Origin of the sequence: Streptomyces spororaveus (genome assembly GCF_016755875.1) — a bacterium.
In the GTDB taxonomy this organism is placed as follows: domain Bacteria; phylum Actinomycetota; class Actinomycetes; order Streptomycetales; family Streptomycetaceae; genus Streptomyces; species Streptomyces spororaveus.
Map to the genome: position 1 here is coordinate 1 of NZ_BNED01000001.1, position 14,225 is coordinate 14,225.

Genomic DNA, 14,225 nt, shown 5'->3' on the forward strand with positions numbered 1-14,225 from the left:
GATGACCTCTGCGAGATGCTCGCCGAGCAGACGCCGGCATGTGGCCGCGCGCGAGAGGCCCTGCTCTCGGGAGGCGCCTTCGATGTCTGGGAGGGCCTGGTCCCCGCCGACCGGCACTTCCACGCCTACCGGACCCGCAGCCGGGTCGCACAAAGGCACGGGCAGGTGACCCTCGGCCTCGATGAGACGGTCGACATCCGCGAAGGCGCAGGGGACAAACTTCTTCGCAGCGGCTTGATCAGGTCGGCAGATCGGGTATGGACGTTCACGCTCTTTCTCAACGCCGCCGCCACGACGGTGCTGGCCTGTGCTGGCGTCGCCCGCACTTCACACGACGGGTACTGACGGAAGCTGAACGATCAGCTGGCCAACTACAACGCTCAGTGGCCAAGTAGAACGCTCAGTCACACGGGTGACCTGTCTCAGCGAAGTTTGGTGAGTCTCATCGAAGTGTGACCATCAGGGTGGAGCGGTTTGTCCTGGCCGGGTACAGACGTCATGATCGCGGGATGGCTGAAGAGATGGTTGTCGAGAAGACCTGGCGGCTCATGCTGGAGGGGCATCCCACGGCGCGACGGGGAGAGCCCGCAGTCATAGAGGCCGCCTATGCCGAACCTCGGCTGCGGGCCTTGTTCCCGTTTCCGAGCCACGGGGCGCTCACCTTTCACCGCAACACGCAGTTCCCATGGAGCAACGACCTGCCGTTCATCGTCGGCGACGCGCAATCGTGCATCGTGTACGCGCCACTGGGTGCGTCGCCGCGTGTCTTGGGCGAGTCACTCACACCGAATGAGGCGGCCGCGTTGGTGGTGGCCCACCTGCCGCACGACTGCGGGCCAGCCTTCGATGGACCGTGGCCCCCAGCGGAGAGCTCCACCAACTGAACCAGCCGCAAGGCAGCAGCCGCCGTTCCGGTCAAACTTCGATGAGACGGGTCAACAGGACAGGGTCGATGAAGGCGTGGGCACTCGCCGAGGAAATCGAACACGTGTTTCACTGGTGGGGTGAGACCACCGTTCCGCTTCCCCGAGGATCTGATCACGCTCCGACGGGCGTGGCAGCAGACGTACGCCGAACTCGCGCAGGTCCCCACCGGGGCCGGTACGACCGCGCTGCGGCGTCGGCTGATCGCCCTCTCCGGAACGCTGTGCACCCATCCCCACTGGGCGGCCCCCGCCGCCTGGCGGACCGGCGGCGTCGAGCTGCGGCGCGCCGCCCACACCTCGATATCGACAGAAGGGGAAGGTGCAGCATGAGCGAGCAGACCACTACCAAGCCCCGCCCGCAGGTCGCCACCTGGGCAGCCGGCCAGACCGGCCCCTGCGCCCGGTGCCACACCTCCACCTGCCGCTACGGGGTGGGCGGGAACCCGCTCTGTGCGCCCTGTAAGCAGGCCCGGCAAGAGCTGCTGGCCTGCTCCTGACCGTGTCCGATGCCTCTCCGTCGGCCCCGATCACTTTGGTCCTGCCCGACGGGCAGGCCATCGAGCGGGTCCGGCTCTACGAACGCCAGCAGCTCGACTCCGGGCTATGGATGTACCGCATCGGCGTCCCTCTGTGGCAGACGGCCGCCGGGGGCGGCGTCGAGCCGGCCGAGTACGGCACCTGGGTCACCTCCGAGCAGCTGCGCCCCCTCCCCGGGGTCGATCTGGGCGGCATCCCGGCCCACCCGCGCACCCGTACCTCGGCGCCGACCCGGTGGGCATGGCTGCTCGACGGCCGCACCCACGGCCAGCCCGCCACCGTCCACGCCGAAGGCTGCTCCGGCGCCACCGACCGCGCACACCCGCTCGGCACCACTCAGGCACTCGACGTGCTCGCACGCCCCGGCACCGTCGCCTGCACCGTGTGCGACGCGGCCGAGGCCCTGCTGCCGATCCTCACCCACGGCAACTACTCTGACCCCGACGGGGCCCAGACCGTCGGGGACCCGCTGTAGTCGTGGCGCACGTAGCCGCGGCCGTCGCCGTGCCAGTCCAGGAACAGCACCGAGTCGCCGAGCGCGGCCGCGCCGGCCCGGTGGCTGATGGTCGCGGTCCGGTAGGTGCCGGTGTGCTTCCCGCTGGACGTGCTGTCCTCCAGCCGCGCCTCCAGCTGGGGAAAGTCCCGCTCGGCCAGCACGGGGTCGGTGCCCTCGCGGGACTGTTTGATCTGCACCCGCAGCTTGGCCCCGTCGAAGATCGTCGGGGTCGTCCACGGGGTAGAAACTCGCCCCGTCCCAGCGCACTTCGGCGTACGCGTACACGGTGCCTGTGGACCAGGTCCGCGCCAGCCAGCCGCGGGCGCCACCACCCGAGGACCGCCGGGCCCGTCACCGCCGCCGCGACCCCGGCGGCCGACAGGACACCGGTGCCGGCGGCCGCCACCGACCACCAGCCGCTCCAGGCCGCCACCACGGACGCCGGGACGACCAGACGAACCGACGCACGGGCCACGCCAGGCCAGCAGGATCACCGTCCGGCGCCGGCCGCGATGGTGCGCAGCACCATGTGCTGCTGCTTCCCAGGGGCATCCCGGGCTCCGGCGGCGAGCTCGGCGGCCGTACGGTCACGCACCACCTCCTCCCCCGCGCACCACCAGCTGGCCGACGAGGAGGGGTCACTGGGCTTGATGTCTCGGCCAGCCAGTAAGCGCACCAGCACCGCGTCCCCGGCCCGCCGCGGCTCCGACACGTCGGACCGGCCAGAGCGGGCCCGGTCCTTCTGCCGCTGCTGCGCCAGCGCACCCGCCACGAATGCCGACCATCACGGCCGGCGCTGCCGCCTTCGCCAGTTCCTCGGCCGCCCACGCCCACAGATCCCCGTACACCCGCCGCCCCGCCCTTCCAGCAAAAGGACAGACCAGTCCTCATTCAAAGCAACGAGGGCAGACCGCAGCAGAAACCCCCGTGCGTCGAGGCGACCGGGGGTTTCCGTGTACCAGTCAGGCAGCCTTACGACCGACGGCTCGTGGGCGCGAGCCGGATATCACCGCGGCGCCTGCCTCATGTCTGCACGGCATACAGCATGTTGGACCCGTCGGAGAGGTACGCGACTCCGTCGGCGACCACCGGCGAGGACGCCGGGCTGTTACCTAAAGGGTGGACCCAGTGCTGTAGCCCGGTATCCGCCTGCAACGCGAAGAGCTGAAAGCCGAAGGCGACGTAGACGATGCCGTTGGCCACCACAGGCGAGAGCACCTCATTCAAACCGATTTCGTAGGACCAGCGTTCGCGTCCCGTGGCCGCATCAACCGCATACAGCTTGGGCATCACGTCCCTATCTGTGATTTTCGCGACCCTTGCGCTTGCGAGGTAGACGATGCCATTGGCCACCGCTGGCGACGAGCGCAAGCGGGCCTTGGTGTGGAATGACCAGCGCTCCCGCCCGGTATCCGCGTCCACCGCGTGGAGCTTGCCGTTGTCACTGCCGACGTAGACGACGCCGTCGACCACCGCAGGCGACGAGCGCACCTTCCTGCCCGTGGCGAAGGACCAGCGCTTCTCGCCGCTCCTCGCGTCCACCGCGTACAGCCCACCGTCGTCACTGCCGAAGTACACGATCCCCTCGACCACCGTCGGCGACGAGCGCACCATTCCACCGGTGGTGAACGCCCAGTGGGGCTCCCCGGTTTCCGCGCTCACGGCATGGAGCCCGCGGTCGTCGCTGCCGACATAGACGACTCCGCCGACCACCGCAGGCGACGAGCGCACCGTTCCACCGGTGGTGAAGGACCAGCGCTTCTCACCCATCCTCGCGTCCACCGCGTACAGCCCACCGTCGTCACTGCCGAAGTACACGATCCCCTCGACCACCGCCGGCGACGACCACGCCCTGCCGCGGGAGGTATAGACCCAGCGCTGCTCCCCACTCGTCACATCCACCGCATACAGGGCGCCGCTGCTGCAGTAGACCAGGCCGTCGGACGCGGCTGACCCCCGGTACCTCTCCCTAGGGGTGGCCCAAAAGCCCGTGGGGGTGCAGGCGTAGGACCACTTCCTCGAACCGCGTAGGCGCCGGCCGGGCCCCCCAGGCACGGTGGCCCGTGTGTCCGGCACGGGCGAGGGGGGATCGTTCCGCTGAACGAGCTGGGCGATCTGGTCAGGCATCCAGCTTGGCTCTGTGAGCAGAAGTGTGGGGCGGAGGGGCTGCCCCTTTCCGTCCTTGCCGCGAGAGCCGGTCAGCTGGTCGAGCAGTGTGGCCACGGTCGGACGCTGATCGGGCTCCTTGGCCAGGCAGGCGGCGACGACATCACGAAGTTCACCAGGGAGGGCATCAAGGCTGGGCTCTTCCTGGACGGTACGGATGCACAGCGCGGTCGAGCTGCCAGAACCGAACGCGTTGACGCCAGTGGCCGTGTAGGCCAAGACCGCTCCCAGGGCAAAGACATCGCTGGCCGGGGTCACCGCCCGGTCGAGGAGCTGTTCCGGAGACATGTAGCCGGGGGTGCCGATCAGCACGCCGGCCCGGGTCAACGTACTGGCCTCCATGGCGACCGAGATACCGAAGTCGATGATCCTCGGTCCGTCCGCGGCGAGAAGCACATTGGACGGCTTGAGATCACGGTGGATGACCCCGGCCGCGTGGATGACCTCGAGTGCCTCAACCATGCCAGCGGCCAGGTCGAGCACCGAGTGAAGTGGCCATGGACCGTGAGCGGCGAGTGCCTCACCGAGGGAGGGGCCCGGCACATAGACGGTCGCCATCCAAGCTGGCGAGCCGTCCGGGTCGGCGTCGATCACACCGGCGGTGAAGGCGCCATTGACCCGTTGAGCCGCCGTCACTTCTCGCTTGAAACGTCGCCGGAACTCGCCATCCCCAGCCAGCTCCGGACGCACTACTTTCACGGCAACCGGGCGCCCGCCGGGCGAGCGCCCGAGGTACACCCGGCCCATTCCTCCGGAGCCCAGACGCGCCACGATCTTGTAGCGCCCCACCTGCTGCGGGTCCTCCGGGCCCAATGGGTCCAACGCTCCCACCCCACACCCCCTTCAGGCTCCCCCTTGGGAGCCGCTGTCCGACCCCGCCACCACTTCCACACAAGACGCAGTCCGTTGCCTGGTATATCCCTGACGGTGTGCACATCAAGCGATGAAATTGTTGGCAGCAGCCGCACGGTGTCTCCCCCTCCGAGTGCTGTCTCACACCTGCCCTCGACCCGCCCCGTGGGCCCTACGGGCGGGAGATCTGGAGGCACTCGGCATAGACAAGCCCCCCCCCTGCAGCGTTGCGCAGGGGGCCGGATGGTTCGGGTGGGTGGTGGTGTCACCAGCCGTGGATGAAGGCGGCGGCCTCGGCGGCGTTGTCGGCGACTCCGACGGGCAGCCATTCGCCGGACTCGTCGTCGAGCTCGAAGAGGACGCGGGGGGGCGTCGGGGGCGAGGTGCGCGGCTCGGCCGCGAGCCGCCGGGTCCAGGGGTTCGGCGCGGCGGCGTCCTGTGATCTGCCTGTCGGACTCGCGCTGGCGGTCAGGGATGCGCCCGCATCCGCAGCGCGAAAGCCATCCGCTGGGGCGGACGCTTCCTCACCGACGCAGCCTGACCCCAAACCGGTGAACCTATGCGGTCAGAGCACTAGAGCTGGGCACGGCAGCCAAGAAGCGGGATCGGCTGCGGCCGCCGCAGTTCTGGTCCTACGGTGGCCAGGTCAGCGCGAGCATGCGTCAGGTGCAGGTACGTAGGGGTGGGTGCGGTGGATATTCCTCTGGTGGATGCGGTGGCTGCGGTACGCGACGAACTGCTGTCGGCGGCGGCTCAAGTCGGCGCGGATCCTGGGGTGGTATTCGCGGTGGGTCCGGTAGAGATGGAGTTCGAGGTCGAACTGCGGGCGGACGCGAAGGCGAAGGCCGGGTTCAAGCTGTGGGCGGTCGGGGCGGAGACCGAGGCCGGCCTCTCGCGCGGCCGTACCCACCGCGTCTCCTTCACTCTCACCCCCAAGCGTCCCGACGGCGGCGACCTGCTCGTCAGCTCCGCGCAGGAGCGCCCGGAGGGGCCCGGCGACGTGTCGGGGCGCATCCCGGACTGACGGTGGCGCGGTCCGGTCGGCACGACCGGACCCAGGCGGGGTGGTCGGGACCAGGTGTCGGGACCGGGGTGGGGTAGGAAGTGGAACAGCTGAGGGTGACCGCGGTGACCGGGCCGAAAGGCCCGGGGTCGGGGTACGCGGTCGGGGGCCGCCTGGTTCTGACCTCCGCGCACGTCACCGGCCCGGCTGGTGGCCGCGTGCAGGTGTTCCACCCGGGTGGCGGCGGCAGCGCGGGCGGAACCGTGGTGTGGGCCGGGACGCCGGGCGGGCGTGACGACGCGGCGCTCGTCCTCGTCGATGGCTCCCCGCACTGGCGGCCGCCAGCCGCGCCGGTCCTGTGGGGGCGCCCTGACACCAAGCGCCCGGGCACCTCCTGTGAGACCTGGGGTGTGCCGGACGAGGCCCAACGCCCAGGCAGGCCGGTCGAAGCCGCGCACTTGCACGGGGAAGTGAACCCCGGCAGTGGCTTCGTCGGCAACCAATACGTCATGGACCTGCGCACCCCCGCCGCCGGATGGCCGGGCGACGGAACCTCGCCCTGGTCGGGCCTGTCGGGGGCGGCTGTGTTCTGCGACCGCTACCTGACCGGTGTCGTCGCCTCCGACCGCCAGCACTCCGACCACAGCCGGCTCAACGTCGTCCCCTCCTTCGTCCTCCACCACGACCCCGCCTTCCGTACGGCTCTGGCCGATCATGGCGGCGGCCCGCAGGTTGCGCTGGAGGCGGTGGAGTTCCAGGACCTCGCCGACCCCACCACCCGGCCCGCCGCTCGGCCGGCCCTGGTGACACCGGCGGCCCTGCTGGAGGCCGGACGCCACCCCCGGCACCAGCCCGTTCAAGCTCCTGCTCCTGGCCCGCACCGCCGGCGACTGGTGGCAGCAGGCTGCCACCTCCACCCGCCAGGCCGAGGACCATCTCGCGACCGCCCGCACCAACCTCCTTACCCCTCTGGAAGACAAGCCCGACCGGCGCGCCGGCCACTACCTCGACGCCGCCCGCGCCCTCGCCACCGCACTCCCGGCTGTCCCAGGCCTCGCCGGCCACGACTGGACCGCGGCCGCCACAGCCCTGCAGCCGCCACGGCACCTCGGCGAAGACGACGCCTACGGCAACGCGCTCACCCTCCACATGACCGCCCTCGCCGACCTCCTCGACACCGCACGGACCGAACCCGCGGACAGCACCGCAGGAGAAGAGGACGTACGGGACGTCGAGGACCGGCTGCTCGGCCACGAAGCCCGGTACTGGCAGGCCAGCGCCGCGGCCCGCAGCCTCACCCCCGGCCTGGGCATGGACACGCTGAAGACTGCGCTCGCAGCAGCCCACCTCACCGGTGCCGCCGACCGTGAACACGCCGACGTCCTGTGGCAGCGTCTGCCCGCGCTCGCGGACCAACCCCGCGACCGCCGCAACCAGGTCACCGCCTGGCTCGCCGCCCTCTACCCCGCCACCACGTCGCGCAACGGTCCACCGTGGGGCGCCCTGCAACCCGACCGCCTCGCCGAACGCCACACCGGCCGCACCCTAGACGCCGACCCGTACCTCGCCGACCAGCTCCTCGACGGAGTCGGCGGCACCCAGGCCGAACAACTCCTCACCGTCTACAGCCGCGCCGCCGCTCACCCCGCCTTCCGAGGCAGGCTCGACACCCACCTCACCGACCTCTGTATTCGCCACCACCGGCAACTCAGCCCGCACATCGTCACCACCGCCACCCGCACCGACCACCCCACCCCACTCACCAACGCCCTCGACACCATCACCACCGACCCCGCAACCACCCTCGACGACCTCAACGCGCTGCACGGCCGATTCCCCCGCACCAGCCACCGTCTCGCCACCACCGCCGCCCGCCTCGCCACCACCCTCACCCGCCGCTACCGCTCCCTGGCCGAGGCGAACCCCGACGCCTACCTGCCTGACCTCGCCAGCGCCCTCAACAATCTCTCCGTCTGTCTGGGTGCGGTGGGGCGGCGCGACGAGGGACTGGCCACCGTCCAGGAAGCCGTCACAATCCGCCGCTCCCTGGCCGAGGCGAACCCCACCGCCTACCTGCCCGACCTCGCCAGCGCCCTCAACAATCTCTCCGTCCGTCTGGGTGCGGTGGGGCAGCACGACGAGGGCCTGACCGCCGCCCAGGAAGCCGTCGATCACTACCGCTCCCTGGCTGGGGCAAACCCCACCGCCTACCTGCCCGACCTCGCCATGACCCTCAACAATCTCTCCGTCCGTCTGGGTGCGGTGGGGCAGCACGACGAAAGCCTGACCGCCGCCCAGGAAGCCGTCGATCACTACCGCTCCCTGGCCGAGGCGAACCCCGACGCCTACCTGCCCGACCTCGCCAGCGCCCTCAACAATCTCTCCATCCGCCTGGGTGCGGTGGGGCGGCGCGAGGAGGGCTTGACCGCTGTCCAGGAAGCCGTCACAATCCGCCGCTCCCTGGCCGAGGCGAACCCCGAGCTCTTCGGACCAGCCCTGCAACAGTCCCTGGACACGACGGCCTGGCTAGAAGGGCTCGAACCGTAAGCCCGGAGTCGGTCGCAAGGCGATCACCTTCTCAGGGAGTCAGGTGGTGCCCCCGGGGCGCCCTCCCCGGGGGTGCTCCGCTGCTGCGGCAATGGCGTCGACCAGCCTCCAGAGCGGGAGCAGCGGGGGCGACATGGAGCAGCAGGTAGGCGCTTCCACCCTCCAGGGGTGTACCAGTTTCCCGACGTAGACGGTGTCATCCGCGTCGGGCACGGCGGCCCGTACCCACTCCTCGGTTCGGGGGATCCACGCGAGGCTGGCGGCGAACTCCAGCTCGCCCTGGTGGGGGATTCAGCGGCGTTCTTCGTGCGCGGCGAGCAGGGTCGTGGCGTATCGCTCCACTACCCGCCATGCGAGGTCGGCGGGTCCCATGTCCGTCTTCCCCCGGCTGGGCTGGCCGGAGTGGCAGGGCTAGCGCAGGTCGACCCGGCGGGGAATTCCGGAGGCCGGGTGGAAGGTGACCGGAAGGATCGGAATCGGCGAGGACTGGGTCTTCGCCCGGGCACGGGTGGCAGTGCGGGGCGGCCGCAACCAGGCGGAGCGCCCTGGCACCGGGCATGCGGGAGATCGGGGTCTTCACCGGTGTCGAACGACCGTAATTCCCACTGGTGAGGTGGATGCCGTCCTCCCCGTGGAACCTGACGAAGACGCAGAGTCTGTGCCAGCTCTCCATGTCCTCCACCGGGGCCCCTGTGCTCCCATTCCAGATCCACGGCATCGGCCCTGTGCTTGGTCGCCGTGGGGAGCAGTTCCCCGCTACGGGTCTCGACCACGGCTGAACACCGGTTGGGCCCCGGGTCGGGCCCAACCGTGTTCCGCGCCGTGGCATCTCGGGTTCAGGCCAGCCGGGATCCGAGGCGGAAGCGCATCTCCCCTGCGGCACGGCGTACCTCCTCGGGCTGACCGTCATTGTCGAGTACTCCGAGGAGGACCATCAAAGCCCTCGCCTCGTCCCCGCTGATCAGCTTCAGGCGCGGCTCGGTGACCCCGTCGAGGAGCACGTCCAGCATCTCGTCCATGCCCGGAACAACGCCGGGCCGGCTGGGGCGTCACCCCGACCGGCCCAACACCGTGACGCCCCAGAGGACCTCGTAACCGCGTGCCGCGTGCGGGGGGCCGTCTCTGCGCCGCCGGCGTCCTGCGCTACACGGCTCCCGCCTCCCCGGTCAGCTCGTCTCCTCCTCCTCGTTGTCGGTGCGGGCGGCGTTGCGGGCGCGCCGGATCTCCAGGCCGACGCTGAAGGCCGAGGCGAGGATGGTAAGGATGTCGGCAGCGGCGGACAGGGTGTCCATGGGTATCTCCCCCTTGGGTGTCGGCACCACGGTGGTGCGGCACGGAGCAGACCTTGGGGGCGAGTTGGGTTGTACGGACCCCGTGGGCCGAACAACGCAGGTAGATTCCGGACAGGACGGCCGTTGTCCCGAACGGACCGAACCGGGGACCAGCAGATCGGCTCAAGGGGTGCGGGTGGCGGGGAAGAAGCCGGGACGTAAGTGGCGCGATCTGCCTACGACCACCGCTCCGGAGGTGCGCCGGCTCGCCGAGTTCCTACGCGCCCGGGTGGACGAGTCGGACAAGACACTCAGAGACCTTGAGCCTGCGGTCCAGAACTCGTCCTCGGTGATCAGCACATATCTGGGCGGGAAGATCCCCACCCAGCGTTTCGTCACCGCCCTGGTCGCCGCGACGGCCCCGCCGCAGTTGCGGGAGAAGCACACCGGTGAGGCGCTGCGGCTGCTGGAAGCCGCTCTGCATCCACCGCGCCGCCCGGCCGGCGGCCCGCAGACCGGCTCTGTGCCGGGGGCAGTGATAGACGTCGCTGCGGTCCAAGCCCAGCATCTGGAAACCTACGCGCATCTGACGCGGGCGCTGGAGCAGCACAATGAGGTGCGACAGGCAGCCGCGAACTCCGAAAAGCTGGTGTGGGTGCTGTACGGGATGGTCGGCAAGCTCCAGGAGCGCGTCATCCATCTCACCGAGGAGCGGGACCGTTTGGGCGAGGGGTCCGAAACCTCCGAACGCAAACTCACCCGGGCGCTCGGACAGCAGGACCGGGCCGAGCGCGAACTCGCCCGGGCCCGGGAGAAGCAGCGCGAGGCCGAGGAACTCGCCGCCCGCCTGCAGGAGAAGATCGACCAGCTGACCGGGGAACTCGCCCGGCTCCGCCCCGACACCCTGGAGCAGCTGCCCGTACTCGTTTCCGTCCCCGCCGGGGATCCGCCGGACGGCGAGGACCCCGAGGGCGACGATATCGAGGCCGCGCTGGCCAGGGCTTCGGCCGTGAACGACAACGACAGCGACACCGTCGCCCGGATCACCACCGCACTCGAAACAAGCGCCGTCCCGAACAACGCTGTGACCAGCCCGAACGCCATGAACAACTACGCAGCCACCCTCGCCTCCCGCCATGAGCAGGCCCGGATGATCGGCCGGGCCGGAGACCCGCAGACCGCACGGGACCTCCACTTCGACCTCGTCACCGACGCCACCCGCGTCCTCGGCCCCGACCACCCGGACACCCTCCAGGTCCGCAACAATCTGGCGCACTGGACCGGCGAGGCCGGAGACCCGCAGACCGCACGGGACCTCTTCACCGACCTCATCCCCGACGACACCCGCGTCCTGGGACCGGACCACCCGGACACCTTGTTCGCCCGCCACAACCTGGCGCACTGGACCGGCGAGGCCGGAGACCCGCAGACCGCACGGGACCTCCACTCCGACCTCATCCCCGACCGAACCCGCGTCCTCGGCCCCGACCACCCGGACACCCTCGCCTCCCGCCATGAGCACGCCCGGATGATCGGTCTGGCCGGAGACCCGCAGACCGCACGGGACCTCCACTCCGACCTCGTCACCGACCGAACCCGCATCCTCGGCCCCGACCACCCAAACACCCGCATCTCCCGCCACAATCTGGCGCACTGGACCGGCGCGGCCGGAGACCCGAAGACCGCACGGGACCTGTACTCCGACCTCGTACCCGACAACACGCGCGTCCTCGGCCCCGACCACCCGGACACCCTCAATGCCCGCCATGAGCACGCCCGGATGATCGGTCTGGCCGGAGACCCGAAGACCGCACGGGACCTCCACTTCGACCTCGTACCCGACGACACCCGAGTCCTCGGCCCCGACCACCCGGACACCCTGATCGCCCGCCACAACCTGGCGCACTGGACCGGCGAGGCCGGAGACCCGCAGACCGCACGGGATCTCCTGACCGACCTCATCCCCGACGTCACCCGTGTCCTCGGCCCTGACCACCCGGACACCCTCGCCTCCCGCAATGAGCACGCCCGGATGATTGGCCGGGCCGGAGACCCGCAGACCGCATGGGGCCTCTTCACCGAGCTCGTCACCGACCGAACCCGCATCCTCGGCCCCGATCACCTGCACACCCTGATCGCCCGCCACAACCTGGCGCACTGGACCGGCGAGGCCGGAGACCCGCAGACCGCACGGGGCCTCCTGACCGACCTCATCCCCGACGTCACCCGCGTCCTCGGCCCCGACCACTCACGTACCCTCCTCGCCCGCCAGGCGTTGCTCCACTGGGGTAGTCGGGTCTGACAGCCGGGGCAGCGCCCCGTGCTCGGAGAGCCCCGGTCCAGGGGTCAGCCGTCGAGCAGGCCCGCCGTAGAGGCCCCACTCATCGAGGCCGCCGTAGATGCGAGCTTCAAGGCATTGAGGTGCTCAAGGCTGACGGCCTCACCGCGGTAGAGGGCGATGAGTGAGTCCGCGCTCCGCCACCGGGTGTCAGTCATGCGCTGAATCTCAGGTACTTGCTCGTCCCCGTCGAGGTCAAGGGAGGCGACGGCCTTGCCAGTGATTCTCGTGATGGTCTTGGCCCAGCGTCTTGCATGGGTGGCCAGGGCCAGCGATTCCACCCTCCCGTCCGTACTGGCATGCAGCGGTGCCCAACGGGACGCGTGGATGCCGGACTCGCCACCGGGTCCGATGACGAATCCGTATCTTCCGCCGGAAGCCACAGGGTGAGGAATAGCGCGCAGCTGAAGTGCCGCCTCTCCACAAGTAGAACCAGAATGCGAGGGGGGTAGTGGCCGTCTGACATGCGCAGTCGCCGTGCGCTGCCATGGTTTGGTGCCGCCGCCGTGGCGATGATCGCGGCGGGGATCACGTGCCCCCTTACGACTGTGCTTCTGAGAGGCCACAGGTGATGCGCCAGACCTCGCTGGGGCCGATTGCCCTGGAGTCGGTGCGGACGGGCTCGCCTGGGAGGCTGCCACCGCCGTTCACACCGGTGAGGTAGTAGCCGTTCCAGGTCCTGATGGCGTACAACCCCTGCCCGCCGGTCGGCACCAGCGCAAACAGTTCCCAGTCGCGGACCGCTGTACGGTCCGCGTACATCGCTTTGGACGACAACCCGCCGCCGCTGACGGCTCCGATGTAGTGACCGTTCGCCGTCTTGATTCCGTAGTTGACGGTCGAGGAGTCGTTGCTGGGCGCGGCCACGAGTGTGAAGCGCTCCCACGTGCTGGGGACCGTGGCGCCGAGTTGCAGCGCGTTCATTTCAAGGCCCCCGCTGTTGACGGCCCCGAGGTAGCCACTGGTGGAGTTCGACTTGATCGTGCAGTACGGCGACGTGTCGATCACTGCGGTGGTTACCGGTTGGGCCGTGTCGCTGGGGTGATGTGACTGCGCGGCCACGGCCCAAGCAACGCCGCCCGCGACCAGGCACCCGATGGCGAACGTTGCCGTGAGTTTCAGGGCGCGGGCGCGGATCTTCGGTTCTGAAGGGATCTCGGGGTCATCGGGTGACACTCGCACGACGGGGTCGGCCTCGTCGGGCGGCGGCTCAACCGGCGGGGTTGCCATCAGCGTCTTCTGGGCTTCCCGTCCGGCCAGCAGCGCCTCGGCCTCCACGAGGGTCAGCCGCTGGTCCGGGTCCTTGTCAAGGAGTCCCGTGATCAGCGTCGTGAGCCGGCCAGCGTTCACCGGGGCTGGCGGCTGGAAGGCGTTGACCGCGTTGATGGTCGCCATCAACGAGTCTCGACGGAAAGGGGACACGCCCTCGATGGCCTGGTACAGGGTCACACCCAGGGACCACAGGTCTCCCGCTGGTAACAGCTTGTCATCGAACCGCTCGGGAGCCATGTACTGCGGGGCGCCGACCACGGTACCGGTGAATGTGATCTTGGTGTCCGTCTGGTGCTTGGCGATGCCGAAGTCGGTGAGCCAGATGTGACCGCCGTCGTCGATCATGATGTTGTCAGGCTTCACGTCCCTGTGGATGATTCCGGCCCCGTGGGCGGCCCGTAGGGCCGCAAGCACGCCTTCGGCGATGGCGACGGCACGCTCGACCCCGATCGTCCCGTCGCGTTCCAGCACTGCAGCCAAGGATCGGCCCCTCACCAAATCCATGACTATCCACGGTACGCCGTCATGCACGACGACATCGTGAATCGCCACGATGTTCGGGTGGGAGCGCAACGCGACCGCGTGCTGGGCCTCCTTCTTCGCATACGCGAGCGAGACGTGAATCTGCTCGGGAGTCGCCTGCGGGTCCAGGGTGACCTGTTTGAGGGCGACATCAACCCCTAAGTTGGTGTCACGGGCATGCCAGATCTCTCCCATCCCGCCCGCAGCGATGCTCCGGATGAGGGCATAACGCCCGCCGATCAGAACACCCTCGGATACATCCCCCACGATCCCCACCCCTTAGGTATAGAACGCT

General features: G+C 69.7%; 15 protein-coding genes. 8 read left to right on the forward strand and 7 right to left on the reverse strand.

Annotated elements, in window-relative coordinates:
* The 5 genes from Sspor_RS00005 to Sspor_RS00025 all read left to right on the forward strand — a co-directional run.
* Positions 1 to 345, forward strand: a 345-nt coding sequence (locus Sspor_RS00005) for a hypothetical protein (RefSeq protein WP_308445505.1), incomplete at its 5' end; no start/stop codon positions are given.
* Positions 346 to 509: 164 nt separating this feature from the next.
* Positions 510 to 884 carry a DUF6193 family natural product biosynthesis protein gene (locus tag Sspor_RS00010; protein ID WP_202197086.1) on the forward strand — a complete coding sequence of 125 codons (375 nt, stop codon included), beginning with the start codon at positions 510 to 512 and terminating at the stop codon, positions 882 to 884.
* A 120-nt stretch (positions 885 to 1,004) separates the two neighbouring features.
* Positions 1,005 to 1,256, forward strand: a complete 252-nt coding sequence (locus tag Sspor_RS00015; protein ID WP_202197087.1) for a DUF8825 domain-containing protein — start codon at positions 1,005 to 1,007, stop codon at positions 1,254 to 1,256.
* Positions 1,253 to 1,423 carry a hypothetical protein gene (locus Sspor_RS00020; protein ID WP_202197088.1) on the forward strand — a complete coding sequence of 57 codons (171 nt, stop codon included), beginning with the start codon at positions 1,253 to 1,255 and terminating at the stop codon, positions 1,421 to 1,423. Before Sspor_RS00015 ends, Sspor_RS00020 begins: the two co-directional genes overlap by 4 nt.
* Positions 1,424 to 1,425: 2 nt before the next feature.
* The gene (locus Sspor_RS00025) at positions 1,426 to 1,938 is read left to right on the forward strand and encodes a DUF6233 domain-containing protein (protein ID WP_202197089.1); all 513 of its coding nucleotides are present in this window, start codon (positions 1,426 to 1,428) and stop codon (positions 1,936 to 1,938) included.
* Here the strand turns inward: Sspor_RS00025 and Sspor_RS00030 are convergent.
* The 3 genes from Sspor_RS00030 to Sspor_RS00040 all read right to left on the reverse strand — a co-directional run bounded on the left by Sspor_RS00030 (position 1,893) and on the right by Sspor_RS00040 (position 4,914).
* On the reverse strand, positions 1,893 to 2,156 hold the full coding sequence (locus tag Sspor_RS00030) for a hypothetical protein (protein ID WP_202197090.1): 264 nt from the start codon (positions 2,154 to 2,156) through the stop codon (positions 1,893 to 1,895). The two genes, Sspor_RS00025 and Sspor_RS00030, sit on opposite strands and share 46 nt — an antisense overlap.
* 293 nt (positions 2,157 to 2,449) lie before the next feature.
* Positions 2,450 to 2,731 carry a hypothetical protein gene (locus tag Sspor_RS00035; protein ID WP_202197091.1) on the reverse strand — a complete coding sequence of 94 codons (282 nt, stop codon included), beginning with the start codon at positions 2,729 to 2,731 and terminating at the stop codon, positions 2,450 to 2,452.
* A 251-nt stretch (positions 2,732 to 2,982) separates the two neighbouring features.
* Entirely contained in the window at positions 2,983 to 4,914 is a 1,932-nt protein-coding gene (locus Sspor_RS00040) for a serine/threonine-protein kinase (RefSeq protein ID WP_202197092.1), read from the reverse strand.
* Between the two features lie 754 nt (positions 4,915 to 5,668).
* On the opposite strand from Sspor_RS00040, the gene Sspor_RS00045 reads away from it, so the two are divergent.
* Positions 5,669 to 6,001, forward strand: coding sequence for a trypco2 family protein (locus Sspor_RS00045; RefSeq protein ID WP_202197093.1), 333 nt, complete (start codon positions 5,669 to 5,671; stop codon positions 5,999 to 6,001).
* Between the two features lie 1,128 nt (positions 6,002 to 7,129).
* Complete coding sequence (locus Sspor_RS00050; protein WP_202197094.1) at positions 7,130 to 8,527, forward strand: tetratricopeptide repeat protein; 1,398 nt, start codon at positions 7,130 to 7,132, stop codon at positions 8,525 to 8,527.
* A gap of 836 nt (positions 8,528 to 9,363) precedes the next feature.
* On the opposite strand, the gene Sspor_RS00055 is transcribed toward Sspor_RS00050, so the two are convergent.
* Positions 9,364 to 9,546 (reverse strand): hypothetical protein, encoded by a 183-nt coding sequence (locus Sspor_RS00055; RefSeq protein WP_202197095.1) that lies wholly within the window; start codon positions 9,544 to 9,546, stop codon positions 9,364 to 9,366.
* 147 nt (positions 9,547 to 9,693) lie between these two features.
* Positions 9,694 to 9,819 (reverse strand): hypothetical protein, encoded by a 126-nt coding sequence (locus tag Sspor_RS40970; RefSeq protein ID WP_272934799.1) that lies wholly within the window; start codon positions 9,817 to 9,819, stop codon positions 9,694 to 9,696.
* 175 nt (positions 9,820 to 9,994) lie between these two features.
* Here Sspor_RS40970 and Sspor_RS00060 point away from each other — a divergent pair, with 175 nt between their 5' ends.
* On the forward strand, positions 9,995 to 12,100 hold the full coding sequence (locus Sspor_RS00060; protein ID WP_202197096.1) for a tetratricopeptide repeat protein: 2,106 nt from the start codon (positions 9,995 to 9,997) through the stop codon (positions 12,098 to 12,100).
* Between the two features lie 44 nt (positions 12,101 to 12,144).
* Here the strand turns inward: Sspor_RS00060 and Sspor_RS41410 are convergent, their stop codons facing one another.
* Positions 12,145 to 12,294, reverse strand: a complete 150-nt coding sequence (locus Sspor_RS41410; protein WP_373318721.1) for a hypothetical protein — start codon at positions 12,292 to 12,294, stop codon at positions 12,145 to 12,147.
* Between the two features lie 382 nt (positions 12,295 to 12,676).
* Positions 12,677 to 14,197, reverse strand: a complete 1,521-nt coding sequence (locus Sspor_RS00070) for a protein kinase domain-containing protein (protein WP_202197097.1) — start codon at positions 14,195 to 14,197, stop codon at positions 12,677 to 12,679.
* Positions 14,198 to 14,225: the final 28 nt, after the last annotated feature.

Coding starts and splice junctions, on each gene's coding strand:
- Sspor_RS00010 (WP_202197086.1), top strand. CDS start 510: ATGGCTGAAGAGATGGTTGTCGAGAAGACCTGGCGGCTCATGCTGGAG.
- Sspor_RS00020 (WP_202197088.1), top strand. CDS start 1,253: ATGAGCGAGCAGACCACTACCAAGCCCCGCCCGCAGGTCGCCACCTGG.
- Sspor_RS00050 (WP_202197094.1), top strand. CDS start 7,130: ATGACCGCCCTCGCCGACCTCCTCGACACCGCACGGACCGAACCCGCG.
- Sspor_RS00055 (WP_202197095.1), bottom strand. CDS start 9,546: ATGGACGAGATGCTGGACGTGCTCCTCGACGGGGTCACCGAGCCGCGC.
- Sspor_RS40970 (WP_272934799.1), bottom strand. CDS start 9,819: ATGGACACCCTGTCCGCCGCTGCCGACATCCTTACCATCCTCGCCTCG.
- Sspor_RS41410 (WP_373318721.1), bottom strand. CDS start 12,294: ATGACTGACACCCGGTGGCGGAGCGCGGACTCACTCATCGCCCTCTAC.